Annotated in this window: 25 protein-coding genes and 1 tRNA gene; 8 read left to right on the top strand and 18 right to left on the bottom strand. The window is 63.0% G+C overall.

The features are described from left to right. Positions 1–648: a tripartite tricarboxylate transporter TctB family protein gene (locus H4V99_RS12845; protein ID WP_280678891.1), complete on the bottom strand. Its 648-nt coding sequence runs from the start codon at positions 646–648 to the stop codon at positions 1–3. A gap of 2 nt (positions 649–650) precedes the next feature. Further along, positions 651–1,661: a tripartite tricarboxylate transporter substrate-binding protein gene (locus H4V99_RS12850; protein WP_280678893.1), complete on the bottom strand. Its 1,011-nt coding sequence runs from the start codon at positions 1,659–1,661 to the stop codon at positions 651–653. Positions 1,662–1,818: 157 nt separating this feature from the next. Between H4V99_RS12850 and H4V99_RS12855 the strand changes: the two genes are divergently transcribed. Both H4V99_RS12855 and H4V99_RS12860 read left to right on the top strand, forming a co-directional pair. Then, positions 1,819–3,441 (top strand): sensor histidine kinase, encoded by a 1,623-nt coding sequence (locus tag H4V99_RS12855; protein WP_280678895.1) that lies wholly within the window; start codon positions 1,819–1,821, stop codon positions 3,439–3,441. Continuing rightward, the gene (locus tag H4V99_RS12860) at positions 3,441–4,187 is read left to right on the top strand and encodes a response regulator (protein ID WP_280678897.1); all 747 of its coding nucleotides are present in this window, start codon (positions 3,441–3,443) and stop codon (positions 4,185–4,187) included. The genes H4V99_RS12855 and H4V99_RS12860 overlap by 1 nt, the downstream gene beginning before the upstream one ends. Before the next feature lie 99 nt (positions 4,188–4,286). Here the strand turns inward: H4V99_RS12860 and groL are convergent, their stop codons facing one another. From groL to H4V99_RS12885, 5 genes are all read right to left on the bottom strand, one after another. Next, on the bottom strand, positions 4,287–5,915 hold the full coding sequence (gene groL, locus H4V99_RS12865) for a chaperonin GroEL (RefSeq protein ID WP_280678899.1): 1,629 nt from the start codon (positions 5,913–5,915) through the stop codon (positions 4,287–4,289). 131 nt (positions 5,916–6,046) lie between these two features. Continuing rightward, positions 6,047–7,102 carry a DUF3048 domain-containing protein gene (locus H4V99_RS12870; RefSeq protein WP_280678901.1) on the bottom strand — a complete coding sequence of 352 codons (1,056 nt, stop codon included), beginning with the start codon at positions 7,100–7,102 and terminating at the stop codon, positions 6,047–6,049. Positions 7,103–7,170: 68 nt separating this feature from the next. Further along, positions 7,171–7,374, bottom strand: coding sequence for a cold-shock protein (locus tag H4V99_RS12875; RefSeq protein ID WP_092112465.1), 204 nt, complete (start codon positions 7,372–7,374; stop codon positions 7,171–7,173). A gap of 219 nt (positions 7,375–7,593) precedes the next feature. Beyond that, positions 7,594–8,151: a LytR C-terminal domain-containing protein gene (locus tag H4V99_RS12880; RefSeq protein ID WP_280678903.1), complete on the bottom strand. Its 558-nt coding sequence runs from the start codon at positions 8,149–8,151 to the stop codon at positions 7,594–7,596. 34 nt (positions 8,152–8,185) lie between these two features. Further along, the gene (locus H4V99_RS12885; protein WP_280678905.1) at positions 8,186–8,473 is read right to left on the bottom strand and encodes a DUF3263 domain-containing protein; all 288 of its coding nucleotides are present in this window, start codon (positions 8,471–8,473) and stop codon (positions 8,186–8,188) included. Positions 8,474–8,706: 233 nt separating this feature from the next. On the opposite strand from H4V99_RS12885, the gene msrB reads away from it, so the two are divergent. Together msrB and H4V99_RS12895 are read left to right on the top strand one after the other, a co-directional pair. Beyond that, a complete protein-coding gene (gene msrB, locus H4V99_RS12890; RefSeq protein ID WP_280678907.1) occupies positions 8,707–9,108 on the top strand; it encodes a peptide-methionine (R)-S-oxide reductase MsrB in 402 nt (133 codons plus the stop codon). Between the two features lie 2 nt (positions 9,109–9,110). Further along, complete coding sequence (locus H4V99_RS12895; RefSeq protein ID WP_280678909.1) at positions 9,111–9,701, top strand: nitroreductase family protein; 591 nt, start codon at positions 9,111–9,113, stop codon at positions 9,699–9,701. Positions 9,702–9,719: 18 nt separating this feature from the next. Here H4V99_RS12895 and H4V99_RS12900 read toward each other — a convergent pair whose 3' ends face one another. Genes H4V99_RS12900 through H4V99_RS12910 form a run of 3 tightly spaced genes read right to left on the bottom strand, consistent with a single transcriptional unit; the run spans position 9,720 to position 12,788 of the window. Next, positions 9,720–10,721, bottom strand: coding sequence for a DMT family transporter (locus H4V99_RS12900; protein WP_280678911.1), 1,002 nt, complete (start codon positions 10,719–10,721; stop codon positions 9,720–9,722). Positions 10,722–10,777: 56 nt separating this feature from the next. Further along, positions 10,778–11,746, bottom strand: coding sequence for an arginine deiminase-related protein (locus H4V99_RS12905; protein WP_280678913.1), 969 nt, complete (start codon positions 11,744–11,746; stop codon positions 10,778–10,780). 10 nt (positions 11,747–11,756) lie between these two features. Continuing rightward, positions 11,757–12,788, bottom strand: a complete 1,032-nt coding sequence (locus H4V99_RS12910; protein ID WP_280678915.1) for an ornithine cyclodeaminase — start codon at positions 12,786–12,788, stop codon at positions 11,757–11,759. Positions 12,789–12,912: 124 nt separating this feature from the next. Between H4V99_RS12910 and H4V99_RS12915 the strand changes: the two genes are divergently transcribed. Next, positions 12,913–13,344 carry an Lrp/AsnC family transcriptional regulator gene (locus H4V99_RS12915; protein ID WP_280678917.1) on the top strand — a complete coding sequence of 144 codons (432 nt, stop codon included), beginning with the start codon at positions 12,913–12,915 and terminating at the stop codon, positions 13,342–13,344. Between the two features lie 5 nt (positions 13,345–13,349). Here H4V99_RS12915 and H4V99_RS12920 read toward each other — a convergent pair whose 3' ends face one another. The 3 genes from H4V99_RS12920 to H4V99_RS12930 all read right to left on the bottom strand — a co-directional run bounded on the left by H4V99_RS12920 (position 13,350) and on the right by H4V99_RS12930 (position 17,427). Next, positions 13,350–16,187, bottom strand: coding sequence for a sensor domain-containing phosphodiesterase (locus H4V99_RS12920; protein WP_280678919.1), 2,838 nt, complete (start codon positions 16,185–16,187; stop codon positions 13,350–13,352). 183 nt (positions 16,188–16,370) lie between these two features. Beyond that, a tRNA-Thr gene (locus tag H4V99_RS12925) sits at positions 16,371–16,446 on the bottom strand. Between the two features lie 69 nt (positions 16,447–16,515). Continuing rightward, the gene (locus H4V99_RS12930) at positions 16,516–17,427 is read right to left on the bottom strand and encodes a thioredoxin domain-containing protein (RefSeq protein WP_280678921.1); all 912 of its coding nucleotides are present in this window, start codon (positions 17,425–17,427) and stop codon (positions 16,516–16,518) included. 254 nt (positions 17,428–17,681) lie between these two features. Here H4V99_RS12930 and ugpC point away from each other — a divergent pair, with 254 nt between their 5' ends. After that, a complete protein-coding gene (gene ugpC, locus H4V99_RS12935; protein ID WP_280678923.1) occupies positions 17,682–18,779 on the top strand; it encodes a sn-glycerol-3-phosphate ABC transporter ATP-binding protein UgpC in 1,098 nt (365 codons plus the stop codon). A gap of 109 nt (positions 18,780–18,888) precedes the next feature. Next, entirely contained in the window at positions 18,889–20,211 is a 1,323-nt protein-coding gene (locus H4V99_RS12940; RefSeq protein WP_280678925.1) for a DUF4032 domain-containing protein, read from the top strand. A gap of 106 nt (positions 20,212–20,317) precedes the next feature. Here the strand turns inward: H4V99_RS12940 and rlmB are convergent, their stop codons facing one another. From rlmB to H4V99_RS12960, 4 genes are all read right to left on the bottom strand, one after another. Continuing rightward, positions 20,318–21,451: a 23S rRNA (guanosine(2251)-2'-O)-methyltransferase RlmB gene (gene rlmB / locus H4V99_RS12945; RefSeq protein ID WP_280678927.1), complete on the bottom strand. Its 1,134-nt coding sequence runs from the start codon at positions 21,449–21,451 to the stop codon at positions 20,318–20,320. Further along, complete coding sequence (gene cysS, locus H4V99_RS12950; protein ID WP_280678929.1) at positions 21,451–22,866, bottom strand: cysteine--tRNA ligase; 1,416 nt, start codon at positions 22,864–22,866, stop codon at positions 21,451–21,453. The genes rlmB and cysS overlap by 1 nt, the downstream gene beginning before the upstream one ends. Further along, entirely contained in the window at positions 22,863–24,092 is a 1,230-nt protein-coding gene (gene ispD, locus H4V99_RS12955) for a 2-C-methyl-D-erythritol 4-phosphate cytidylyltransferase (protein WP_280678931.1), read from the bottom strand. The genes cysS and ispD overlap by 4 nt, the downstream gene beginning before the upstream one ends. A 119-nt stretch (positions 24,093–24,211) precedes the next feature. After that, entirely contained in the window at positions 24,212–24,694 is a 483-nt protein-coding gene (locus H4V99_RS12960; protein WP_280678933.1) for a CarD family transcriptional regulator, read from the bottom strand. Positions 24,695–24,876: 182 nt separating this feature from the next. Between H4V99_RS12960 and H4V99_RS12965 the strand changes: the two genes are divergently transcribed. Beyond that, entirely contained in the window at positions 24,877–25,416 is a 540-nt protein-coding gene (locus H4V99_RS12965; protein WP_280678935.1) for a hypothetical protein, read from the top strand. 9 nt (positions 25,417–25,425) lie between these two features. Here H4V99_RS12965 and H4V99_RS12970 read toward each other — a convergent pair whose 3' ends face one another. Continuing rightward, positions 25,426–26,232: a DUF1206 domain-containing protein gene (locus H4V99_RS12970; protein ID WP_280678937.1), complete on the bottom strand. Its 807-nt coding sequence runs from the start codon at positions 26,230–26,232 to the stop codon at positions 25,426–25,428. Between the last annotated feature and the right edge of the window lie 43 nt (positions 26,233–26,275).

Here is a 26,275-nt window from a genome sequence, read left to right on the forward strand (position 1 = left end):
TCAGCCCTTGAGCACTAAGAAGAGTGGTTCGAGCCAGCCCAGCAGGGGCCCGAGTGGAAGCGACAGCCCGAGGAGGCCGCCGAAGACGACCTGCACGGTGAGACCCAGGCCCAGGCCGATGAGCACACCCATCCACCATTTCTTCGCCCCGAGCGTCCACGCAACGCCGCCGAACAACAGGGCGGCAGCCAGAGGCCAGCCGATAACGTTGATCAGGGCGAGGTGGGCAACCACGAAGGCGGTGAGCTTGGCAAGGGTCAGCCAATCTGTTTTTGCGGTGGAATCGGCATCTTCGGCTTCTTCCTGGGGCCCGAGGCGGCCTCGCCAGATATCGATGAGTACCATGAACGCCGAAACGATCAGGATTCCGCTGACCAGGTAGGGAAATACCTTCGGTCCAACCTGCACGCCCGCACCGGTGGCGCGAATAGAGTTCGCACCGATCAGCACAAAGATTCCGATCGCCAGGGCGAACCCGGCGAACACGAATTCGGCCATGCGTTGCGTTCGAAGCGCACGGACTCGGTCGGCCGGGTTCGCTTCAACAGCGGATGCGGCAACACCGGCGTCGACGCCGGCCGCCTCAGTCACCCCGAGCGACCCGGGCAGCACGCGCCCGGATCGCTCGGATCCATCGGTGTCAGGCAAGGTCAGTCAACCAGCCCGATGTTGCGCAGGGTTCCGGTTACCTCGGTTATGTTCTGCCCGAGGTAATCGCTGAACTCGTCACCGGGCAGGAAGGCATCAGTCCAGCCCCTGGTGTCCAATTCGCTGATCCAGGCTTCCGATGCGTGCAGCGCGGTGGCCACCTCCACAAGGGCGGCGCGTTCAGCGTCGCTGATGTCGCCCGGGGCAAGGAGCCCGCGCCAGTTGGTCAGCACGATGTCATAGCCGGCGTCGGTAATGGTGGGGGTGTCCGGGAGCAACTTGACAGGCACATCGGACGAAACGGCGAGGGCGCGCATCGTGCCAGCCTCAATGTGTTCGACAAACTCACCCACTCCCGAGATCCCAGCCGAGACGTTGTTGCCGAGAATAAGCGACACCGCTTCGCCACCACCCGAGTTCGGGATGTAGTTGAGCAGCATCGGAATTTCAGCCCCGTCAACACCAGCTTCTTCAAGCAGTAAGCCGGCCAGAATATGGTCGGCACCGCCCGCTGAACCACCGGTCAGGGTAACGTCTTGGCCGTTTTCGACGATGTCCGCCACGAGGTCCTCGAGCGTGACGTATTTGCTTTCGGCCGGAACAACAACGACGAGGGCTTCCTCGGTCAACCGGGCGATGGGGGTGGTGTCCTCCATGCGGTTCGCTGCTGCATTGGTTTCAACCGCACCAACCATGACCAGTCCGGTAACCAGCAGGGTGTTTGGGTTGGTTTCGTTCGCCAGAGAGGCGAGGCCGACGGTCCCACCGGCTCCGCCAATATTGACGACCGGTGCGGTGTTCACGATGCCATCTGCGGTCAGAATCTGAGAAACGGCGCGACCGGTCTGGTCCCAGCCACCCCCCGGCTCGGCGGGAACGACAATCTGCACTTCGGAAACAGCAGCGGCGGTACCCGCATCGGGGACGGCATCCGTTTCAGTGGTGGCACTGCACGAACTGAGGGTCAGGGCCACTGTGGCGGCGAGAACGATGAAACCAAGGGGGGAACGCATATCTACTCCTCTTTGAGCGTCTGCCGCGTTGCAGACGAACATGCTGTGTCTTCACGTTAGGGTCGGCGCCGCACCCGGGCAGGCTTTAGTAAGTATTGGCCGCAGCAGCGGGCTTCACCTGTCGCTTGCCTGCAGCGCAATCGGGCACAATGGTGAGGTGATCCAGTCAATGTCGCTGCGTCTTCAGCTGTTACTGCTGCAAGCGTTGATCATCTGCGCCATCGTCGTGGGGACCGGACTAGTGGCGGGCGCACTGCAGGAACGTCACCTGCGCGATTCCTACCTTGATCGCATGGTGGGTGTAGCCCAGTCCGTGGCTCGGCTGCCGACCATACTCGCGGCCTTTGAGCTGACGAATCCCGCCGAGGAGATCCAGCCGATTGCCGAGGTCATCCGGGTGGCGTCGAATGTGACCTACGTGGTGGTGACGGATGTGAACGGCATCCGCTATTCCCATCCCAACGCACGTTTGGTGGGGGCTCTCGTCTCCACGGACCCCTCCGTTCCATTGTCGGGTGAGATGTGGGTGGGCACCCAGACCGGCACACTCGGTGAGTCCTGGCGGGTGAAGGTACCCGTTTTCAGCGCTGACGGTGCCGTCATGGGCACAGTTTCGGTGGGTATCCTCGAATCGGCCCTGCACGACGAGTTTGTGGGCGAGCTTAATTGGCTGCTCATGGCCCTCGGCGGCTCGGTAATACTGGGACTGTTCGGTTCGGCCTGGGTCACGTCGATCATCCGCCGCCGCATTTATCGACTGGAGCCGCGCGACATCGCCTCGCTTGTTGAATCGCGCGACACCATGCTGCATGGGCTGAGCGAGGGCATCATCAACGTCGATGCGGCGGGCAAGATCACCCTGGCCAACGATGCGGCGGTGTCCCTCCTCGGCCTCGACGGCGTCCTGCTCGCCGGGTTGCCCGCACGAGAAGCGTTGAGCCCCTCCCTCCTCGCCGTTCTCGAGCGCGGCGAGCCCGAGGGGCAGCTGGTGCTGGCGGGTGAGCGGATTCTGGTGGCGCGCAGTGCCAGCCTCGAACTTGACGGCCACACCGTGGGCGCTGCGCTTCTCATTCGCGACCACACGGAGTTGCACTCGCTGCTGCGTCAAATGGATGGCGCCCAGTCGCTCACCGATGGCCTCCGCGCGCAGGCGCACGAGTTTGCCAACACCCTGCACGTGGTCTCGGGCCTGCTGGAGTTGGGCAGTGTCGTGGAGGCACGCTCATTCATCGAGCGGGTCGGCCGAGGCGGACCGCTCGGCCTGCGTGGCACCGACACCGTCATGAACAACCCAGAACTCGGCGCACTCCTGATGGTCAAATCCAGTCAAGCCCGCGAACTGGGTATTCGGTTGGAAACGGCTGAACTGAGCAATTTCAGTACGGTGGATGCCGCCTCCTTCTCGGGGGACCTCGTCACGGTCATCGGCAACCTCGTGGATAACGCCCTGGAAGCTTGTTCTGCCGGCGATCGCATCGTGCTCACTCTGGCCACAAACAACGAGGAGCTGGTGGTGGCGGTGGAGGATAACGGCCCCGGCATTGCACCCCACCTGTTGCCAACACTCTTTATCGAGGGGGTCAGCTCGAAAACGGCACCGGGACCAGACGACGCGAGTCAACGACTTCACCGTCGGGGCATCGGCTTGGCCCTGGTTCGCCGCGTAGCCCATCGTCATAATGGTGAAGTCTCGGCCGGCCGTGGCAGTCTCGGCGGGGCCGTCTTTACCGTGCGCCTGCCCCTGGCTAGCATCGACTCCTGTGCGAAGGGATCACGGTGATGACCGAGCCTCCGCCCACAGGTGTGGTGCAATCCGGGGGTGGCGCCCGGCGCCTCCGCACCGTGATCGTGGACGACGATACTGCGGTCGTGGATTTGCACGTCAAGTTCGTCGAGTCGCACCCGGCCTTTCAGGTCGTCGCGACAGCCCACAGCGGGCCGGGCGCCGTGCGGGCGATTCTCGATCACACCCCAGATCTCGTCCTTCTCGACTTTTACCTGCCGGGGCTCTCCGGGCTGGACGTGCTCCGCGACATCCGCTCACGGTCCCACCAGCAGCCCGAGTTCATTGCCGTCACCGCGGCTCGGGATGCCGACAGCGTGCGCCGAGCGCGGGTCGCCGGGGTAAGGCATTACCTCGTGAAGCCGTTCAGCGCCGCCGACCTGCGTGTGCGACTCGACGAGATCGTCACCGACCGCAGCCTTCTGGCTGTCACGGCTCCGGGCGCGGGGCTTGAACAAAGCTCGATTGATTCGATCATGACCGGCAGCATCCGTCGTACAGCGTCGTTGCCGAAGGGGCTGAGCCTGGAGACCCTCGACGCTGTGGCAGCCGCGCTGAACACCGCTCCCGACTCCACGGCGAGTGATCTGGGTGGGATTGCCGGGATCTCGCGGGTGAGCACCCGGCGCTACCTCGAACATCTCGTGCTCACTCAGCGAGCAGTTCGATCCCTTGACTACACGACCGCCGGTCGCCCCTCGGCTCGCTACCGCGCGATCACTTCAGGCGCTCCAGCTCACTAAACGCTCGGCGGGCAGGGCTGCACGGGGCATGCGGGCAGGCACAAAAAAATGGGCGCCTCCGGAAGGGAGGCGCCCATTTAGAGTGCTGTTGCGGCGGACTTAGAAGTCCATGCCACCTGAGGGGTCGCCGGCCGGAGCCGAGTTCTTCTCGGGCTTGTCGGCGACAACGGCCTCGGTGGTGAGGAACAGGCCCGCGATCGACGCTGCGTTGAGCAGCGCGGAGCGGGTGACCTTCACCGGGTCATTGATTCCGGCAGCAAGCATGTCAACGTATTCGCCGGTGGCGGCGTTGAGGCCCCATCCAACAGGCAGGTTGCGTACCTTGTCGGCGACAACGCCAGGCTCCATGCCGGCGTTGAGGGCAATCTGCTTGAGCGGTGCGTCGATGGCGACGCGCACGATGTTCGCACCCGTTGCCTCGTCGCCGAGGAGGTCAAGAACGGCCTTGCTCTCGAAGGCGGTCTTGCCGGCCTGGATGAGCGCAACGCCACCACCGGCGACGATGCCCTCTTCGACGGCTGCCTTCGCGTTACGAACGGCGTCCTCGATGCGGTGCTTGCGCTCCTTGAGCTCAACCTCCGTTGCGGCGCCGGCCTTGATGACAGCAACTCCACCAGCAAGCTTCGCCAGGCGCTCCTGGAGCTTCTCGCGGTCGTAGTCGCTGTCGGTGTTCTCGATCTCGTTGCGGATCTGCTGAACGCGTCCGGCAATTGCCTCGACGTCTCCGGCACCCTCAACGATCGTGGTCTCGTCCTTGGTGATGACGACCTTACGGGCGTTACCAAGCAGGTCGAGCGTAACGTTCTCGAGCTTGAGGCCGACCTCTTCAGAGATGACCTGTCCACCGGTGAGGATGGCGATGTCCTGAAGCTGGGCCTTGCGACGGTCTCCGAAGCCGGGGGCCTTGACGGCGACCGACTTGAAGATGCCACGGATCTTGTTCACAACGAGCGTGGCCAGAGCCTCGCCGTCGACGTCCTCGGCAATGATGAGGAGCTGCTTGCCGGTCTGGATGACCTTGTCCACGATGGGGAGCAGGTCCTTGATGTTCGAGACCTTGGAGTTGACGATCAGGATGTAGGGGTCTTCGAAGACCGCTTCCTGACGGTCGGGATCGGTCACGAAGTACGCGGACAGGAAGCCCTTGTCAAAACGCATGCCCTCGGTGAGCTCGAGCTCGGTGCCGAACGTGTTCGACTCCTCAACGGTGACAACACCTTCCTTACCGACCTTGTCGATCGCCTCGGCGATGATGGCGCCGATCTCGGCGTCGCCAGCAGAGATGGAAGCGGTTGCCGCGATCTCTTCCTTGGTCTCGACCTCTTTTGCGTTGGCGATGAGCTCGGCGATAACGGCGGCGGTAGCCTTCTCGATACCGCGCTTGAGGCTGATCGGGTCGGCGCCGGCTGCGACGTTACGCAGGCCTTCGCGGACGAGTGCCTGAGCGAGCACGGTTGCCGTGGTGGTACCGTCGCCGGCTACGTCGTCAGTCTTCTTGGCGACCTCTTTGACGAGCTCCGCACCGATCTTCTCGTACGGGTCGTCGAGCTCGATCTCCTTGGCGATGGAGACACCGTCGTTGGTGATCGTGGGTGCGCCCCACTTCTTCTCCAGAACAACGTTACGGCCGCGCGGGCCGAGGGTGACCTTGACGGTGTCGGCGAGAATGTTCAGGCCGCGCTCAAGCCCACGACGGGCCTCTTCATTGAATGCAATGATTTTTGCCATATGTGTAACTCGTCCCTCCCGGACGTTCCAAAAACGATGATGGGTTAGCACTCAAAACCGCAGAGTGCTAAGTCGATTCTGGCACTCTAGGGTCGAGAGTGCAAGCGAACACCCGGTGACGTGGGCTCAGCTCACGGCACAAGCTCGACGGACCCTTGGCCAGTGGGCACAAGCTCGATCCAGGTGTTTCCCGGCGCTAGGCGAATGGTGGCACCGTTGGCGTCCACGAGGCGAATCGGATCGGTCTGCGAGTCTTTCACCCACGTGGCACTGATCGTCTGGCCCCCCGTTGACACGGAGGCCTCCCCTGAGCCGATCATGGTGGTTTTGGGCACAGCGCCGTACTTCGTGTCAATCGCCACGCGCATTGTGACCACGTTGGTGGATTTCAGCTGTGCACCGTTGCTGTCGAGGTCGGCACCGCCCTCTTGGGACCGAAGGTACGACTGAGCGGTCGCGTCCCAACTCCAGCTCGGCCACCGCACAGTGGAAAAGCGCGTGTTGATGGCGCTGATAGGGGTGCCGTCCACCATTGCCGATGACGCCGCCATGGATGGCGCATAAGCAAATTGTTGGGCGGGTGCCGGCAGATCCATGTGACGACTGACGAGTTCACTCGCCTTCAGCACAACGTTGTGCGGTGCAGACTTGCTGCTGATGCGCGAAAAAAGGCCTGTCGTGTCCTCGTCGAAGCTCACGTTAAAAACAGGTGCGGCCCGGATCAGATCGAGAAAGCTCTGCGCTCCACCCGAATAGGCGGCAATCCCCCCGAACGGCGACATGATGTCGGGGTCCATTGGACGGATGGATCGCACCGGGCCAATCTCTTCTGGAACGTCAGAGTGCCACACGGCCACGTACCGGGTGAGGCCACCCTCAACCAGTTCTTCAAACACGATGTCGGTTCGGTCGAGACCGATCTGGGGTCGCGCCGCTTCGTGGTTATCGATCTTGGCGGCCAAGGACGGGTTCGTCAGCGCTCCAGCCGCCACCTCTGTTCCTCGCAGGGGAGCAAGCACAACCGGGGCTGGCTCTGCATACGTTGACTCCCAGCCCCCCGCCGTGGGGCTGGAAGTGGCCACTGGGGCTGCGCCCGTGCAGGCAGTCAGGAGCAGTGCCGGAACAATCACCGCAACAATGTGCACGAATCGACGCGGATGGGCAACCCAAGTTTTTGTTGTGTTCACCTCGACACACTAACGCCGCCCGTTGCAGCGGGCGGCGTTAGAAGGGGGTGTGCCTTAAAATTGGATCTTCAGGCCGGACGAACCGACTCGGCTTGAGGCCCTTTTGCCCCGGCGCCGACCTCGAAGATAACCTGCTGGCCCTCTTCGAGTACCTTGTATCCGCTCATGTCGATGGCAGAGTAGTGGACGAAAACGTCTTGTCCTCCACCGTCGACAGTGATGAAGCCGAAGCCCTTTTCAGCGTTGAACCACTTCACGGTTCCGTTCGCCATGTGTTACTCCTTGGTGCTGTAATTGCGTCGGCAACTGCCCATTGGCCGTACCGGGCCTGCCGCAGAACCTGCGATCATTTTGCCCGCACACATGCACGTTCCCACGCCGTGTATTCAAGCAAAACGTTTGACCAACTCAGACTTTAGCGAAGCAGCGCTGGAAGAAAAGGGGGTTGACGCGACGAAATACGGCCGCTAGTAGAACGATCGTTCTGCACCCTACGGAACGACGTAATCATTACCAATAACCACGGTCAAGTCGGCACCTGAATCGACGAAATCCGTGGCAAGTAGAATCTCCGCGCCGGGGAGCGATTGCGCGAGTCCCAGAGCCGCTCCTTCGAGCGCTGCATCCGCGTAATACACAATGGTCGTGGGCTGATCTTGAGAGCTGGCGTTACTCGTGGCACCCACGGTCCACCCTGCATCCGTGAGTGTCTGGCCAGCGGATGCCGCCACCCCGTTCGACGACGAACCATTGAGCACGGTCACCGAGAGGTCGGGGGCCACCGTGGCCGTCGGAGTCGGCACCGCAGACGGAGCGGCTGTCTCGGCGGGTGTCGCCGACGGAGAGATGCCGGGAATAGCGATATCCAGGCGGTTATTCAGCGAGAGAATTCCGACAACCCCAGCACCAATCAGCACGATGGTGACGGCCAGCGCCCACCAGAACGCCACCCAACCCCGCCCCGACCGGCCCGGAGCCCGATGAGCGCCCACTCGCGCAAGGTCGTGCGGAACGTGGTCAAAGCGGTCGTGTGCGTGATGAGTGGGCATTGGGGTCTGGTTCGGTCCTTGGTTGGGGTGCTGATTACTGATAGTAGGTGTTGAGGCCGCGGCCCGCTCGCGCACGAGCGCGAGCCTCTCGCATCCGCTGTAGTCGCTTCACCAAGAGTGGATCATAGGCAAGCGCCAGGGGTGAATCGATCAATGCGGCCAAAAGTTGATAGTACCGGGCAGCTGAGATGGCAAATTCCGTGCGGATGGCTTCTTCTTTAGCTCCGGGGCTTCTCCACCAGCGCTTCTCATGAGCGAGGATCGCATGGTCGCGTTCGGTGAGTCCACCGGCGTTGGGGGTCGAATCGAGCGCACCCTCCACGTGTCACCTCCGCGCCTAGCTGTGTAGCACTGTTGCGTGCGACACGTGTCATCCTATTCACCCCCTCTGGCTGTTACCCGAGGTGGCGCGGCAGGTTGGTAATTCGGCTGAAAATTCGCCGTAACCTGCCTGAATGCGGAATGCTGGCAGAGGTCGCTGAGTTTAGTCTTGAGACAGCTTAGTTTTTAGGCACGGGACGCCGGCAGGCGCCTCAGGCAACGAAGGGAATCACCATGGACCCCAAGGTCACGAAGTCCGACGCCCAGTGGCGCGAAGAACTCACCCCCGAGAAGTACGCCGTGCTTCGCGAAGCCGGAACCGAGCGCGCCTGGACCGGTGAGCTGCTCGACGAGGGCCGGTCAGGCGTCTATACCTGTGGCGCCTGCAACGCCGAGCTCTTCAAGAGCGGTACCAAGTTCGACTCCGGATGCGGTTGGCCGAGCTTCTACGAGTCTGTGCGCCCCGAGGCGGTTGAGCTCCTGGAAGATCGTTCGCTGGGTACCGTTCGCACCGAGGTTCGCTGCGCTGCGTGCGGGTCGCACCTGGGACACGTGTTTGACGATGGTTTCGGCACTCCCACCGGTGACCGATACTGCATGAATTCCATCTCGCTCAACTTCACTCCCGCCGACTAATCGTGCCCGCCGTCGAGCCCACTCTGGTGACCCACGGGGACATCACTCTCCCCGTGCTCGACGCCGTGCATAACCGGCGGTCACACTCGCGGGTCACCCAGAGCGCACCCAGCCACGACGACCTGCTGCCTCTGGTGTCCGCGGCTGCCCGCGCTGCGGACCATGCGTCCCTCCGACCGTGGCGCCTGATCGAGCTTCGGGGCGAGGCTCGCAACCGTCTCGGCGACGCGTGCGTGGAGGCGGCAGGGCTCACGGGTGAGGCGGCGCTCAAGCAGGCCGCCAAGCCCCTGCGGGCAGCACTCCTCATTGCGATCGTGGCCTGCCGCCAGCCGAGCGACAAGGTCGACGAGTGGGAGCAGGATGCGGCGGCCGCAGGCGTGGCACATCTGCTCACCCTGCTGCTCAGTGAGGCCGGGTGGGGCGTGATGTGGCGCAGCGGCCCGCAGACTCGATCCGCGGCCGTGCGGCGGATGCACCACCTCGCTGACCATGAGCAGTTGCTCGGCTGGCTCTACGTGGGTGCCATCCCCGCAGATTGCCGGCCGGTTCCTCGCACCGTGGTGGACGCAACCACGTACCTGAGCGTGCTCTAACAGCACGTACCATCTAGGTCAGCCGCGGCGTCGCCGCCCCAAGAGCCGCCAGCGAAAGCCCACAATCACTACGGCGGCGAGCGCGAGCGCCGATCCACCCACGGTGGTCAGGGTAAGCGGATGCCCCGACGTTGGCGCGATCACATCAATCGCCAGCGCGCAGAGCAGCTGACCCGCCACAATGGAGAGTCCGAGCAGCAGTACGCCCGTGGTTCTCACCACCACGGCCGCACCCGCAATGAAGATGCAGCCGATCACGCCGCCCAGGTACAGCCACGGCGCCGTGGGCAGTGACGTGGGAAAACCGGCGCTGAGACCGTGCACAACGGCTGCAATCACGAGGGCGATGGTGCCGGTCGCGAAATTCAGGAACGTGGCGGTGAGAGCACTGTTGGCGAGGATACGCACTCGCCCATTCACGGCCTGCTGCCAGCCCTGACCAACACCCGCGACCAGGGGCAGCCACAGTAACCACAGCGGCACATCGCTGGTCAGCTGGCCGGAGACGGTCCAGAGCACGGCCACCAGCGCCACCACAACTCCAACAATCTTGGTGGCTGTGAGTGGGCGCCGCCCGCCGGGACCAATGCCGAAACGATCCATGAGCAGCCCGCTCACGGTCTGACCGGCCACGACCGCCACCGTGAACAGGGCGATCCCGAGCATCGATGCTGCGAGGCCCTGCGAGAGCACGAAGAACGCTCCCGATACCCCGCCACACAGGTGCCACCACGAGAGGCTCCCCGACCGTACGGCCTCGCGCACCCGCGTGAGCCCACGCCGCCCAGTGGGCCAGAGCAGCAGACCCACACAGAGAATCACGAGTCCGGAACCGAAGGAGATCACTGCGGCGGCGAACCCGTCACCAATCTGTACCCCGAGTTCCCCGTTCACTCGGGACTGCAGCGCATAGAGCGAACCAATGAGCACCGAGAAGATAACAGCCAGCCACACGGGCAGCACCGATCGGGTCGCCGAAACAGGATCTCCGGGTACGGGCTGGGCCCTAAGTTCTGTCACAGGATAAGCCTAAGCGCCCCACGGATGCCGCCCGGCCGCAGGCAGTGCGTATGGTGTCAGACGCTGAGGATGCGCGCTGCCGGAGCGCCAAAGACCGCGGGAGTGACCGAGCGCGGCTCTAAATGAATGCCGGCAATCATGCAGCGCACCGATCCGCCCGCGAGCTCGATGGTGGGCACATCGAGCGCCACGATCTGAGCCGACTGTTCGATGGTGGCGATCTGCCCTGTGGTCAACGAGCGAAGGGCTCGACTCGACAGGGCGAGTACACGTCCCTCCGAACCACGGAGCTCGATGGCGTTGCCCACGAACTCGCGAATCTGAGCGTGGCTGAGACCGATAACCGTGCGTCCGTGTGCCGCAAGGCGCTCCTCAATCTCCTGACGCCGCCGTGGGGAGGTGATCATATCCAGACCGATCAGCGCGAAATCAGTGCCGATGCACATCATGACGTTGGTGTGATAACAGGCAACCCCCGCCTCATCGACGGCGTCGAAGACCAGCGGTTCGTAGCCGAAGTTTGTGCAGAATCGCTCGAGCGCGATGGGGTCTGCACGATGCGATCGGGCCACATAGGCAACGCGGCTTACGTGGTCAAGCACCATTGCTCCGGTGCCTTCCAGGTAGATATCATCCTGCTCGAGCCCGGAATAGTCGATCACATCTTGCACCCGGTAGCGCTCTTTGAGCATTTCGATGATGTCGGACCGTCGTTCACTCCGACGGTTCGGTGCGTACATGGGGTACAGCGCCACGTGCCCACCCGCGTGGGTGGAGAACCAGTTGTTGGGAAACACGCTATCGGGCGAGGCGTCGTGAGCGTCGTCGAAGAGGTGCACGGTGACGCCATGGTTCTGAAGCGTCGTGGCCACAAGCGACACCTCGTCGTAGGCCCGCCCCGCCAGGGACACGTCTGTCCCCGGCACGGCGGCACTTTGAAACGAATTATCGGCTTGGGTCTGCGGGTTCGGGTGAAAATGGTGCGGACGAACGAGAACGGCTGCGCTCGGTGCCTGCGCTGACATTGTGGGCTACCTAGACGAGAGCGGGAACAGCGGCGGCCACGAGGCCGAAGAGGTCCTTGGGGTTCGCCGGGTTGGCGATGAGGTCAACCTCCTCGTAGAACCGGGTTCCGTCGACAGCATCACGCACATAGCGGAGTGCCGAGAAATCTTCGATTGCAAACCCGACGGAATCAAAGACGGTCACCTGCTCGGCAGACGTGCGGCCTGCAGTCCGTCCGGCGAGCACCTGCCACAGTTCTGTGATCGGCGAATCAGCCTCCAGCTGCTGAATTTCACCCTCCACGCGGGTCTGCGGCGGATATTCGACGAACACGCTCGCCCGGCGCAGAATCTCGGCGTCCAGCTCGGTCTTGCCGGGGCAGTCGCCCCCAATGGCATTCAGGTGCATGCCGGGTTCGATCATGTCGTTGGTCACAATGGTGGCATTGGCCTTGTCGGCCGTGCAGGTGGTGACGATATCGGCTCCGCGAACCGCATCACGGGCGCTCGTGGCGACGACAATATCGAAGCCGAGCGGCTCCATGTTGCGCACAAACTTCGTCATCGCTGCGGCATCGGTGTCCCACACCCGAATCTGCGTAATACCCAGAATGGCCCGAAAAGCCAGGGCCTGAAATTCGGACTGCGTGCCGGCACCAATCAGCGCCATCGTCGTGGAATCGGCACGTGCGAGGAGCTTGGCCACCATGGCACTCGTGGCACCGGTGCGGAGGGCGGTGAGCAGCGTCATCTCGGACCAGAAGGTGGGGTAGCCGTTGGAGACATTGGCCAGAACACCGAACGCGGTCACGGTTTGGAATCCGCGGGTGGGGTTGAGCGGGTGACCATTGACGTACTTGAAGGCGTAGGTGTCACCGTCGCTCGCGGGCATGAGCTCGATCACGCCACTCTCGGAGTGGCTGGGAATCCGCGAGGTCTTGTCGAAGAGTTCCCACCGAAGAAAGTCCTGCTCGAGGTAGTCGACCATTCCGGTAATGATCGACTCAACACCCTCTTGAGCGATCCACTTGGTCATGTTTGCCACATCTACGAAGCGCACCATCTGCGCCTCCTTTCATCGTTGAACCAAGGCTACAAGTGGGCGATGTGCAGCCACCATGCCGAATCAGCATTATTCTGTCCAGCTCACTAAGCAGTATGCATAGTTGTCTTATACACTTAGCCTTGTGTCCCCCCTCGATGATCTCGATCGCCGTCTTCTGGCCCTCCTTCGCGTCAACGCCCGGGAATCCGTGGCGAGCTTGGCGCGTCACCTCGATGTCACGCGGTCCACGGTGACCGCACGCCTCGAACGACTTCAGCACACCGGAACGGTCATCGGGTTCTCCGTGCGCGTTCGCGAGGACCGGGACCCGTCATCCATCCGCGCGATCATGCTGCTCGAGGTCGAGGGTCGAAGCACCGATGCCGTCATTCGAAAGCTTCGAGGTTTCTCTGAAGTGCACGCGCTGCACACCACCAATGGCGGCTGGGACCTCGTGGCCGAGCTGCGCACCGACACGCTGGGCAATTTTGATAGCTTGCTGGGGCGCATCCGCTCGGTGGAAGGCATCGTGAACAGCGAGACCAGCCTGCTTCTCAGCTCCGTTCTGGTGTAGCCGACCTACAGACTCTGTGCGGCGAGCGCGGGCACGATGGTGAGCGCTGGCGCCGGTCGGCCGAGCAGGTAGCCCTGAACGAGGGAACACCCGGCATCACGCAGCACGTGGAGCTGGTCCAGCGTCTCCACCCCCTCAGCGATGACACCGATATTCAGTTTCTGGGCCAGCGCCAGCAGCGCCTGAACGAGAGCGACAGATGCCTCATCCGGCAGGTCCTTAATAAAGGAGCGGTCAATCTTGATCTGGTCAACCGGAAGCGCCTTGAGCCAGGCCAAGGTGGAAAATCCCGTTCCAAAGTCGTCCAGAGAAATGCGCACGCCGAACTGCCTGAGTTCGGTGAGTCGTTCAATGGTGCTGGGAACGTCGACCAGGGCACGGCTCTCGATCACCTCGAGAATCAACCGTTCGGGTGACAGAGCATACCGGCGAAGTGCCGCACGCACAGTGGGAAGAAGGCGCTCATCGACGAGGGTGGTGCTGGAAAGATTCACCGCTACGTGCTTGGGGCGGCTTCCATTCTCCGGCCAGTTCGCCACCGCCTCACAGGCGATTCCAATTGCCCAGAGGTCGAGTTCGGCGATCAGGCCCGTCTCTTCCGCCAGCGGCAAGAATGCGGCGGGAGCAAGGAGCCCGAGACGCGGATGGGCCCAGCGCATGAGCGCCTCGACTCCCACAACCTCGCCTACGTCCGACATCGACATGTCGACAATCGGCTGAAAGTGAAGTCGCAGTTCGTCGCGTTTCAGGGCGCCAGCGAGCTCCTGCTGCAGCAGTGGAAGGGGACCTTGAGCGGAGAGCTCATTCGATACACACACCTGGTTACGACCGAGGCGCTTGGCGTCGTACATGGCGGCGTCGGCGGCAGCCAGAAGTGGCCCACCCCGACCGTTTGTTCCGGTGTGCAAGGCGACACCCACGCTCGCGGTAATTCGGAGACCTCGACCATCCACGGGGAAGGGCACGTTGAGGCTATCCACAATGCGCCGTGCCTGGTCCACTGCCTGTGCTTGACCCTGACCATCGGGGAGAACGATGGCGAACTCGTCACCGCTCAACCGGCCGATTGTTCCGCTGTCTCCGACCTCAGCCCGAAGGCGCTCAGCCAATTGCCGCAGGAGTTCATCCCCACTACCGTGGCCGAATTCATCGTTCACCCGCTTGAAGTTGTCGAGGTCACAAAAAAGTACCGCCGTGGTGGACGCCACCCCGCATTCCGCGAGCGCGGTGTCGAGCGCGCCGGTGAACATGGTGCGGTTTGGTAGTCCGGTTAAGGAATCGTGCAGGGATTGCTCCCGAACGGTCGCAAGTAGGTGCGCGTTCTCCAGTGCCTTTGCCCCCTGTTGACTAACGCCCTCGATCCGGGCCAGCAAGCCACCCTCACGGTCTAGGGCAACAGGGTTACACCACGCTGCTACGGCAACGCCCATGAGCTTGTCGCCCGCAAGGAGCGGCACGGCAATCATGCTCGGCACGCCGATGCCCACCATCAGCATCGTGAGCTGAGGGCTCGCATCGTCGATGCCGAGCAGCATCGGTTCGTGGTGGGCGAGAAGGTGCACGAGTTCCGGGGTTTCCGATGCGCGGATCGTGGTGGTGAGAAGAATCTCCCGTGCCTGTTCACCAAAGTGCGCAGTCGCCACGGTTTCCAGGACGCCGAGGGTCGGATCCCACATCAGCACCGCCGAGAAATCGCAGCCTGCAATCTCAGGAAGGGCCGTCGCGATCGCTTCCGACACGTCTTGAGCGCTGTCCACGACGGCAAGTTTGTGGGCGAGGCCCAACAGAGCAGATGTTCGACGTGACTCGCGCTTACTGTCATCGAGCGCAGTGAACAGGTCGAGAGCGGCGGCGGCATGTCCGGCGTAGGCCTCCAACAGCTCCTGCTCCCCCTCCATCGCTCCATGGCCCGGCACGAACAGAGCAGCCAGGTACCCATGCAGGGAGCGCGTCGATTCGATGGGCACGACCACCACGGCGTCGCCAAGGTTCTCACCCCGCTGAATTTGACCGGCAACCCGCTCAGCCTCCTCGGGTTCCAACCCGGTCGAACGGATGAGAGACTGCCCGGCCGCCGTCTGAATCACGAGAAGATGCGCGGGAGCGTAGAGCACGGAGTCCGCGCGGTCCACGATGCGGTTGAGCATCTCATCGAGGTCCTCGCTACTCACGAGGTCTGCCGCCGCGAGTTGCACTTCTTTCACCTTTTGGCGCAGCGCGGCCACCGACTGCTGCGGTGTGAGTTTGTGCTGGCCCGGCTTGCGCCACCAACGAATCCGCGGCGACCAGGTCACCTCATACGTACACGCGTCGTAGCCATCCGACTGGCACTGATGATGAGCGACCGTGGCCCGGCCAAGCCCGAAAAGCGTTGGAACCGCGGCGAGCAGACCGCGGGCATAATCGCAGTCCAGCCGGGAGTGTTCGTAACCCTCGTGCAACCGGTACCGAAAGCTCATGGCCGATACGTCGGACTCGAGAATCTGCATGGTGGACGTCGTGGTGAATTTAGGAACCATCCGCGGCAGGCGGCGATACACCGCACCCGGAGTGGCGAATGCCGTGAGCAACTCCACGAGAACGGGTGGCGCCTCGCCCGTGGATGCTGTCGCGCCCAGTTCAAACATGGCATGTGGATCATTCAGCACCGCTGTTGTGGCCTCAAAAAGACGAATGCGGCTGTCGTAGCCGATCCAGGTGGGGTGCGCCTGCATCTGCTCGATTGTCAGGCCAACCTGCCCGCGCTCCCACACCTCACGCACAGCCTCATCGCCGCCGTGCTGTCGAACGTAGCCGAGGAGCAGCGCTGTGGTGGCGCTCGAGGTCTCCCGCGGTTCAGTCACTCTGGTTTCTCGCCCTCAATGATCGCGCATGTGGTCTGTACAGACCCATCGGTCGCATCCATCACTATCGGCAGGCCGGGAGCGAATGATACGAGTTTGACGTAAAATACCTGCCGTCAAGCCACAACCTCACCACAGCGGTGGCGTGGGTTACGAACGTGCGTGCCCTTTAAAGCAAACATATGGGGCCGGCCACGGGACTTGAACCCGTAACCCCCACTTTACAAGAGTGGTGCGCTACCAATTGCGCCAGGCCGGCATGAGGCATCTCTGCCTCAAGATTCCATCCTAGCCTCACCGTCAGTGGGGTCCCACCAGCTACCGCAAGTTAGCCGGCGGGCGTCGTGGGCGTGGGCGTCGACGTGGAGTAGCTGGCACCAACGGACTGAAGTACAAAAGCCGCGAATTCCTTCGGGTCCTGAATACTGCCCTGATACTTCTTGCCGTCAACAAGAACCGTGGGAGTGGATTCAATGGCCGGGAGCGTGGAGTTCGGGATCGGTCCGGCCGTCGCCCGGTCGGTTGCCGCAATCACCCAGGACTTATAGGTTTCATCGGTGATGCACGTGTTGATCTGCGACAGCGAGGTCGTGACACCGGATGCCTTCACAACGTCTTGCAGCTCGGCGTCGCTCCGTCCCACGGTGTTCTCTTCCGGCTGGTCAACAAAAAGCGCCGCGTTAAAGGCGTAGAAGTCATCGGGAGAATAGTTCGCCACACACGCGGCCGCGTTTGCCGCTCGCAGAGAGTACTGGCTACCCGCCGAACGACCGGTGAGAATGGCGATCGGGTGAATTTCTACCGTGGCAGCACCGGATGTCACCCACTTGGCGATCTGTTCGCTGTTGGTCGTTTCAAACTCGCCACAGAACGGGCAGAGGTAGTCGACGTACACTCGAATGTTAGCCACCGTGCCCGTCGCATCCGGCTTCGATGCCACCGGTGTCGCGTCGGGCTGCAACGCGCTTGTCGTCACGGCGGTCAGGCCTTCGCCCAGCAGGATTCCATCACTGGCCATGTTTGCCGGGCCCGGTACGGCCGGTCGAATGGAGTTCATGATGACCAGAGCCACCACCACCACGATTCCGAGGGCCACGATGCCCACGCCACCCTGCAGGAAAATCTTGTTGCGACGGTCCTTCTTCTTCTGCTCGACGCGCAGCTGCTTAGCCTTATCTCTGGCCGCGTCGCGTCGTCGGTTTTTAGAGGGACGGTCGTTGCTCGGTCCGCCAGTTGTCATGAATATTCGCTCCGCAGGGTCAACGTAGGCACAGTTTCAGAACTGGTGCTCTTTCAGAATACGTCCCCGCACTGGGAATACCCACACCGGGGCGGTCCCTATGCCCCCTGAAAATGACGGTACGGCCAGCCTCCAGCCCGCCTATGCCATACTAAAAAGGTTCGGCGGTCCTTTTTTGAATGCCGCCATACGGACAAAATCCTATTCACAACGGATCGTCCGGCACGTTCCTGCCGGTGAAGGAGATTAAAACCATGGCTTCAGTCACGTTTGATAAGGCAACCCGCCTCTACCCGGGTTCCACTCGCCCCGCTGTTGATCAGCTTGACCTTCAGGTCGCTGACGGTGAGTTTCTTGTTCTCGTGGGTCCCTCCGGTTGCGGAAAGTCCACGTCCCTGCGCATGCTCGCCGGCCTCGAAGAGGTCAACGATGGCAACATCTTCATCGGCGAGCGCAACGTAACAGATGTCCCGCCGAAAGACCGCGACATCGCCATGGTTTTTCAGAACTACGCTCTCTACCCGCACATGACCGTGGCCGAGAACATGGGCTTTGCACTCAAGATCGCCGGCATTAACAAGGACGAGCGTGCCGCCCGCGTTCTCGAAGCCGCGAAGCTTCTCGACCTGGAGCCGTACCTGAGCCGTAAGCCGAAGGCACTCTCGGGTGGCCAGCGTCAGCGCGTGGCCATGGGCCGTGCCATTGTGCGTCAGCCTCAGGTCTTCCTCATGGACGAGCCGCTCTCCAACCTCGACGCCAAGCTGCGCGTTCAGACCCGCACGCAGATCGCGAGCCTGCAGCGTCGACTCGGCGTCACCACGGTCTACGTCACGCACGACCAGACCGAGGCGCTCACCATGGGCGACCGCATCGCCGTGCTGAAGGACGGCATCCTGCAGCAGGTGGGTACGCCGCGCGACCTTTACGCCAAGCCGCAAAACGTGTTCGTTGCCGGCTTCATCGGCAGCCCGGCCATGAACCTGTTTCTCGCCGATACCGTCGACGGCGGCATCAAGTTCGGCACGTCAACGATTCCGGTTCAGCGCGACACGCTGGCCAGCGTGGCCGGCAAGAAGGTCACCGTGGGAGTTCGCCCCGAGGACATCCAAATGTCCACCACCGCGGGCGACGGCTTGAAGATCGATGTTGACCTCGTGGAAGAACTCGGTGCCGACGGTTACCTCTACGGACACTCCACCATCGAGGGCAAGCGCACCGACATCGTTGCCCGCGTTGACGGACGCTCGCACCCCTCGGCCGGCGAAACCGTGTACCTCACGGCCACGCCGAACCACCTGCACGTGTTCGACGCCGAGACCGGGCTTCGCCTCGGTGGCGCCGTCACCGACTAGGGTTCCACCACGCTCGACCAGTACGTCGGTCTCGGCAGGATGAGCGCGCGAAACTGCGCGGCCCATCCTGCCGAGGCCATTTTTATCCCCTCAACGTTAGGCTCGTTTCATGAGCGGTTCCCTCAACATCACCTCAGCCATCGCCGATCCGGCCCTTCTCGATCTGCCCTGGCAGCTGCCGCTGGATGCCTGGCCCAACGACGCCATCGCGTCGCTCCCGAAGGGGCTGTCCCGACACCTCGTGCGCTTTGCCCACCTCAGTGGGCGCGTTGTGGCTATCAAAGAGACCACGAGCGACATGGCTCGCGGCGAGTATGACATGCTCCGCAACCTGCAGAACCTCGAAATCCCCTGTGTCGAGCCGGTCGCGGTGATTACCAATCGAACGGATGAGGACGGCCAACCGCTGAATTCGGTGCTCGTGACCCGGCATCTCAAGTTTTCTCTTCCTTACCGTGCTCTGTACTCACACACACTGCGCCCCGATACGGCCACCCGCCTCGTCGACGCTCTGGCCGTGCTGCTGGTTCGTGTGCACATGGTGGGGTTCTTCTGGGGCGATGTGTCCCTTTCTAATACCCTTTTTCGCCGTGATGCCGGCGCTTTCGCCGCGTACCTCGTGGATGCCGAAACCGGTCAGCTCTACTCCGGTGGCCTGTCCAACGGTCAACGTGAGAATGACCTCGAGATCGCCCGCGTCAATATCGCCGGCGAGTTGATGGACCTGGAAGCCGGCGGGCGCGTCGCCGACGAACTCGACCCCATCCGGGTGAGCAATGGGATCGTGGCGGCCTACCGTTCGCTCTGGACGGAGCTCACGGGATCGGAATCCTTTGCCAGCTCCGAGCGCTGGCGCATCATCCAGCGCGTGGAGCGCCTCAACGACCTCGGTTTCGATATTGAAGAACTCACGATAAAAACCGACAGCGATGGCACCAAGGTGCGCATCCAGCCCAAGGTTGTCGACGCCGGTCATCATCAGCGTCGACTGCTGCGTCTCACCGGGCTTGACGCCGAGGAGAACCAGGCACGCCGCCTCCTCAACGACCTGGATTCGTATCGCGCCGCCTACGGCAAGGTTGACGCCGATGAAGACATGGTTGCGCACGAGTGGCTTGTGCGCGTGTTTGAACCCGTAGTTCGAGCCATCCCGATTGAGCTGCGCGGCAAGCTAGAACGCGCCGAAGTCTTTCACCAGATGCTCGACCACCGCTGGTTCATGGCCCAGAATCAGTCCCGCGACATTCCGCTCGCCGAGGCGGTGAGTTCCTATGTGCAAGACGTGCTGCGGCACCGCCGCGACGAGGCCACCATGATGGACCCGCCCACGGGGTCGATTACCCTGCCGGTGAACACGGTTCGCTCGGACGACGGCGGCGAAAACGCCGGCACCGACCCCGACGATGCGGTCGACTGGACCCTGAAGGTTTAGCCCTCCGTCGGCCCTTTCCGGCCAGACGCGTCGTGCCTCACATGAGAGGAGGGGGTAACGGATGCCGCGGCATCCGTTACCCCCTACTCTCACGAACGAAAGGCGCTTACGCCTTCTTGGCCGCCTTGATCGCGGCGCGGAGGCGCGAGACCTCGTAGAGCGTGACGCCCACAGCGATACCCGCGTTGAGCGACTCTGTCGACGCGCTGATCGGGATGGACACGATGGCATCGCAGGTTTCGGTGACGAGGCGGGACAGGCCCTTGCCCTCGCTCCCGACAACGATCACGATCGGGCGCTCGGCAAAGCCCTGGCCCAGCTCGGGCAGCTGAACGTCTCCGTCGCCGTCCAGGCCCAGCACGAACACGCCCTGCTCCTTGAGGGCTTTCAGCGTCTGGGTGAGGTTGCTGGCCATGGCCACCGGGGTGCGGGCCGCGGCACCAGCCGAGGTCTTCCAGGCCGAGGCGGTGACGCCCACCGAACGACGCTGCGGCACGATCACGCCGTGTCCACCGAATGCAGCCGTCGAACGGATGATGGCACCCAGGTTGCGCGGGTCGGTGATGCCGTCGAGGGCCACGAACAACGGCTTATGGCCGCGGCTGATCGTGAGCTGCAGCAGTTCCATCGGGTGCGCGTACTCGTACGCGGGAACCTTGAGGGCGAGGCCCTGGTGCACCGAGTCGCGCCCCGCGAGGCGGTCAAGCTCGGGACGCATGACCTCAAGAATGGGGATGTTGCGGCTCGTAGCCATGAGGAGAACCTCTTTAACCCGCTCATCCATTTCGATGCGTGATGCAATGTAGAGCGTGGTGGCTGGAATCTTGGCGCGGAGCGCTTCAACGACCGAGTTGCGCCCGGTGACGATTTCGTGCTCGTCCACCTGCTTGGCACGACGAGTGGACGCACCGCCACCGCCGGAGTTTCCGGTGCTGCGCTGACCGGGCTGCGATGCCCCGCGTGCACCCTGTGACGCGCCGCGGCTCCCACCACGGGCACCACCGCGGGGAGCATCGCCCGCGGCATCCTTGCTCGGGCGCGAGGCGAAGCCACCGGCCGCGACGAAACGCTCTTTGGCGGCTTTCTTCTTCCCGGCGGGGTGGTACGGACGGTCTTCGGCCTTGGGCGTGGGCTTCTTGCCCTCGAGGGCCTGACGGCCCTGGCCGCCGGAACCAACCTGGCCGCCGCGGCTGCCCTTGCGCACGGACCCGGTGCGTGCCTTGCGGTCTGTGTTCTTCATCAGTCAAAACTCCAATGGGCACCCGAGGGTGTGTCTTCGATGGTTATTCCGGCGGCGACGAGTTCGTCCCGGATACGGTCTGCGGCGTTATAGTCGCGGGTTTCCCTGGCGGTTTCACGATCCTTGAGCAAACGCTCAACGAGGGCGGTGAGAGCAACCATGGCGGGCTCATCCGTTGCTACCGACCATCCGGTCGACAGCGGGTTGATTCCAAGAACTTCGCTCATGGCGAGCACTTCACCACGGGCGGAAGCCGCCGCGTGCAGGTCTTCGGCGTCGAGCGCCGCATTGCCGGCGCGCACGGTGTCGTGCAGCACCCCCAACGCCTGGGGAACGGCGAGGTCGTCATCCATGGCCACCGCGAATTCGGCAGGAACCACGAGCGCACCGGAACCTTCGAAACGCGTCTCGGCGAGGCGGCGGTCGGCCCGATCCAGAAAGCTCTCCACGCGTTCGAGCGCGGCCTCGGCCTCAAGCAGGGCACCGTCGTGATAATCGATCGTGGAGCGATAGTGAGCAGCACCGAGGTAGTAACGCACAACAATGGCGCGCGCCTGATCGAGAAGTTCTGCGGCGTAAATGGAGTTGCCGAGCGACTTGCTCATCTTCTGCCCGTTCACGTGCACGAGACCGTTGTGCATCCAGTGACTGGCAAACGGGTCACCGGCCGCGGTGGACTGGGCCAGCTCATTCTCGTGGTGCGGAAACCGCAGATCAAGGCCTCCACCGTGAATATCGAATGCGGCACCGAGGTAACGAACGGCCATGGCCGAGCACTCAATGTGCCAACCGGGCCGGCCGACTCCCCAGGGGGAGTCCCACGAGGCGGAGTCGGGCTCGTCGGCCTTGCGGCCCTTCCACAGCGCAAAGTCACGAGGGTCGCGCTTGGCGCGAGCGTCAGCATCCGCTGCCGCTTCCATATCGCCGTTGCCCTGACGGGTGAGGGCACCATAGGAAGGCCAGCTGGAGGTGTCAAAGTACACGTCACCGGACTCATCGGGCGCCGGGTAGGCGTGGCCGCGCTCAATGAGCCGGGCAATGAGGGTCTGCATCTCCTGGATACTGGCCGTGGCGCGCGGCTCGTACGTGGGCGCCAAAATGCCGAGGCGCTGGTAGCCGGCGGTGAACTCCAGCTCGTAGCGGTACGCGAGTGCCCACCATTGCTCGCTCGACCCCTGAGCATTCACCAGAATCTTGTCGTCGATGTCGGTCACGTTGCGAATGAAGGTGACGTCAAGACCGCGATAGGTGAGCCAGCGGCGCAACTGGTCGTAGACGAGAGCGCTGCGGAGGTGCCCAATGTGCGGGCTCGACTGCACGGTGGGTCCACACACGTAGATTCCGACCTTGCCCGGCTGAAGGGGAACAAAATCGCGGAAGGCCTGGGCCTGGGAATCGTAGAGTCGCATGGTCACACGTCCAAGCTTAGAACAGGGTGCTGGGCGGCTGGCCGAGCGGCCGGCACAAGCAGGGCTGTGGCCGTGGCAGCAATGCCCTCGCCGCGACCGGTGAAGCCCAGGGTGTCCGTGGTGGTGGCGGCAATGTTCACCGGGGCGTGTATCAGACGGCCGAGCAGGGCTTCCGCCTCGGCGCGGCGCGGCGCGAATCGGGGGCGATTACCAATGATCTGTAGCGATACATTGCTCACGGCGAACCCGGCTTCGGTTACCAGGCGCAGGGTTTCGGTGAGAAACACGTCGCCGTGGGCACCCGCGAACCGGGCGTCGCTCGTGCCGAATATGCCACCAATGTCGCCGAGACCGGCGGCACCGAGCAGCGCATCGCACACCGCGTGCACGGCCACGTCACCATCACTGTGGCCGGAGAGTCCGCGCTCCCCCGGCCAGTGCAGGCCCGCAAGCCAAAGTTCGGCACTGTCACTGAAGGCGTGCACGTCGAGACCGGTTCCGATCCGCGGCAGCACGACATTTCCGGGTGCCGGGTTCAGCACGGACTCGGCGCGCTCGAGGTCGACCGGTGTCGTGATTTTGAAGGCGAGCGGTGATCCTTCAATGACGCGCACCGGGTGGCCGGTTGCGGCCACGAGCGCCGCGTCATCGGTTGCCTCGTGCACACTCGTGTCGTGGGCAGCCACCAGAATCGCCCGCACAAAGCCCTGGGGGGTTTGCACGGCCGAGAGTTCAGCCCGGTCCACGGTGCCCAGAATGACAGCGGATGCGTCCACGCGCTTAATCGTGTCGACCACCGCGAGCCCGGGAATAACCCCGTCCCCGGTGGCACGCACCGCTGTCACGACGCGGTCGCAGAGGTCGGAGGGCGTGAGAGCGCGTGCGGCGTCGTGCACGAGGACGATCTCGATCTGGGAGCCGAGAACGGCGAGACCGCGGCTCACCGACTGCTGACGAGTGCTTCCACCGGCCACAACGGTAACGGAACCACGCGCAGCAGGGCTGGCAGATGATGCACGCACAATGGCATTCGCCGCACCGATGCGATCCTCGGGTACCACCACAATCACCTGAGCAGGCTCAGCCATACCGAAGATCCCGTGCAGGGCGTGCTCCAGCAGCGTTCGACCCTGCAGGTGCACAAAAGCCTTCGGCTCCGAATGGCCCAGCCTCGCGCCGCTGCCAGCAGCGACGACAATAACCGCGACCACGGGAGCGGATGTTTCAGTCATGTCTGGAGGCTATCTGTTGGGGTGGACGGTGACGCTACAGGTTTGGGAATGCGGGAGCACAGGCGAAAGGCGGCACCTGGCGGCACCGCCTTTCACAGGAAAAACTATGGGGACTTTCGTTACGACGCGAGAACCTCATCGAGAACGATGGAGGCTTTCTCTTCATCGGTTTTCTCGGCCAGGGCCAGCTCGCTGATCAGAATCTGACGGGCCTTGGCGAGCATGCGCTTCTCACCGGCCGAGAGACCGCGATCCTGATCGCGGCGCCACAGGTCTCGCACCACCTCGGACACCTTGATCACATCGCCAGAAGCGAGCTTTTCAAGGTTGGCCTTGTAACGGCGGGACCAGTTCGTGGGCTCTTCGGTGAACGGAGCACGCAGCACCTCGAACACCTTGTCGAGGCCTTCACGACCGATCACATCACGAACCCCGACCAAATCAACATTTTCTGCCGGAACCTCGATGGTGAGATTGCCTTGAGTCACGTTGAGCTTGAGGTACAGCTTTTCCTCACCTTTGATGATGCGCGTCTTGAGCTCGGTGATAGTTGCCGCGCCGTGGTGGGGATATACAACGGTTTCGCCAACTTCAAAAAGCATCGATGTGCATCCCTTCAGCGACGTCTAGGTTACCACACGAGATAGTGGTAGGGTGCGATCCTTTTCTCGAACTACTGCCGTGCTCGTACCGACCTGGACGCCCACGCCGCTAAGCTGGTGGTACAGAGAAATGCGCAACACCACGCCCTCGCGCGCGGTCGTTGCCCCAGTGTGGAGGTCTTGTGAGTGCACGCATCGTTGCATCCATTGTTCTAGCGGCCGGGATCCTGATCGGAACCAGTGCGTGCGGCTTTGGCGCCCCACAAGCAACGCTCATCAAGTACGACCCCAGCGACGGAGTCAGCGGCGACGTCGGAGACGTGGCCCTTCGCAATGCGATGGTGCTCTCCGCAGACGGCGAACTCGGCAGCCTGCTCGTAACCGCCGTCAACGTGGGTGACACCGCGCAGAGCCTCACCGTGCAGTACCAGGCAAACGGTGAGAAGGTCACCGAGCTCGTGACACTGCGCGCCAACTCCAGCACCACCATCGGCGCCGAGGGCGAGCCCAGTGTGACGCTGGAGAACATCGGAACCCCTCCAGGCGCTCTCCTGCCCGTGTACTTCCAATACGGTGAGAACACCGGTGTGGAACTGCTGCTCCCCATCCTCACCGGTCAGCAGCCCGAGTACGCCGGCCTGTTGCCCACAGCAACCCCCACACCCACGGCAATTCCGGAACCGACGGCAACCCCCACCCCCACGGAAACGCCCGCCGCGTAGCGAGCATTTTTATAGTCGCGCGACAAAAGCCCTGACCAGGCAGTAGGCGCCGTAGGCGATCAGGCCTACCCCGATGAGCGACAAGATAACGACGCCAAACGGCAGCGTGGCCAGCGACTTCAGGGCGCCATCCAGACCGGTCGCTTTCGCCGGGTCAACGGTGAAGGCGGCTACGGCAAAGAGAACACCCACCACAAAGAGCACCACGCCCTTTGCGATATAGCCGAAAACGCCAAGAGCAACGGTGGCTTTTCCTGCCGGTCCGGCTGGAACAACGATGTCGTTCGTGAAGCCCTGTCTGGCGCCCTTCACGATGAAATACACACCAATTCCAACGATCAGGACTGCCACCGCTACGGCGGCGACGGTTCCACCTGGGGTCGCGAGCAGGTTTGAACTGGCCTCGCTCGTGCTGCTGGCTGAATCGGTGGATCCGCCCAGCGCAAATATGAGCGCCGTTCCGGCCAAAACGGAGTAGGCAAGGGCCTTGCCGAATTCCTGAGCAAAGTGAGCGAGCCGCTTCGCGGGTTCCCGTCTGGAAACAAGCACGGAGCTCAGAAAGAGCCAGAGAGCCAGGGCCGCCATTCCCACGACGATGGCCCACAAGATGAAGACGCCCCCGGGCGTCGCCGCCAGTTGAGCAAATGCCCCCGATTGGTCGGCCGTCCCACCGCCACCGCGCGCGATACCCAGTGCAATCAGGCCAATGAGAGCATGCACGACGCCATTCACGGCAAAACCCACTCGGGCCAGGACGTGCAGGACGGTGCTGTTCTTCGCCTCACGGGCCAGTCCGCGCGCTTGGTTGGCCGTCATACTCCCACCTCAATTTCTCGTCCCCAAGTAATTCTCTCGCTCA

The sequence above is a fragment of the Cryobacterium sp. CG_9.6 genome, assembly GCF_029893365.1.
In the GTDB taxonomy this organism is placed as follows: Bacteria; Actinomycetota; Actinomycetes; order Actinomycetales; family Microbacteriaceae; genus Cryobacterium.

Excerpts from the sequence above, each read along its gene's own strand:
- H4V99_RS12850 (WP_280678893.1), bottom strand. The coding sequence starts at position 1,661 with ATGCGTTCCCCCCTTGGTTTCATCGTTCTCGCCGCCACAGTGGCCCTG.
- H4V99_RS12860 (WP_280678897.1), top strand. The coding sequence starts at position 3,441 with ATGACCGAGCCTCCGCCCACAGGTGTGGTGCAATCCGGGGGTGGCGCC.
- groL (WP_280678899.1), bottom strand. The coding sequence starts at position 5,915 with ATGGCAAAAATCATTGCATTCAATGAAGAGGCCCGTCGTGGGCTTGAG.
- H4V99_RS12875 (WP_092112465.1), bottom strand. The coding sequence starts at position 7,374 with ATGGCGAACGGAACCGTGAAGTGGTTCAACGCTGAAAAGGGCTTCGGC.
- H4V99_RS12880 (WP_280678903.1), bottom strand. The coding sequence starts at position 8,151 with ATGCCCACTCATCACGCACACGACCGCTTTGACCACGTTCCGCACGAC.
- msrB (WP_280678907.1), top strand. The coding sequence starts at position 8,707 with ATGGACCCCAAGGTCACGAAGTCCGACGCCCAGTGGCGCGAAGAACTC.
- H4V99_RS12905 (WP_280678913.1), bottom strand. The coding sequence starts at position 11,746 with ATGTCAGCGCAGGCACCGAGCGCAGCCGTTCTCGTTCGTCCGCACCAT.
- H4V99_RS12910 (WP_280678915.1), bottom strand. The coding sequence starts at position 12,788 with ATGGTGCGCTTCGTAGATGTGGCAAACATGACCAAGTGGATCGCTCAA.
- H4V99_RS12930 (WP_280678921.1), bottom strand. The coding sequence starts at position 17,427 with ATGACAACTGGCGGACCGAGCAACGACCGTCCCTCTAAAAACCGACGA.
- ugpC (WP_280678923.1), top strand. The coding sequence starts at position 17,682 with ATGGCTTCAGTCACGTTTGATAAGGCAACCCGCCTCTACCCGGGTTCC.
- H4V99_RS12940 (WP_280678925.1), top strand. The coding sequence starts at position 18,889 with ATGAGCGGTTCCCTCAACATCACCTCAGCCATCGCCGATCCGGCCCTT.
- rlmB (WP_280678927.1), bottom strand. The coding sequence starts at position 21,451 with ATGAAGAACACAGACCGCAAGGCACGCACCGGGTCCGTGCGCAAGGGC.
- ispD (WP_280678931.1), bottom strand. The coding sequence starts at position 24,092 with ATGACTGAAACATCCGCTCCCGTGGTCGCGGTTATTGTCGTCGCTGCT.
- H4V99_RS12960 (WP_280678933.1), bottom strand. The coding sequence starts at position 24,694 with ATGCTTTTTGAAGTTGGCGAAACCGTTGTATATCCCCACCACGGCGCG.
- H4V99_RS12970 (WP_280678937.1), bottom strand. The coding sequence starts at position 26,232 with ATGACGGCCAACCAAGCGCGCGGACTGGCCCGTGAGGCGAAGAACAGC.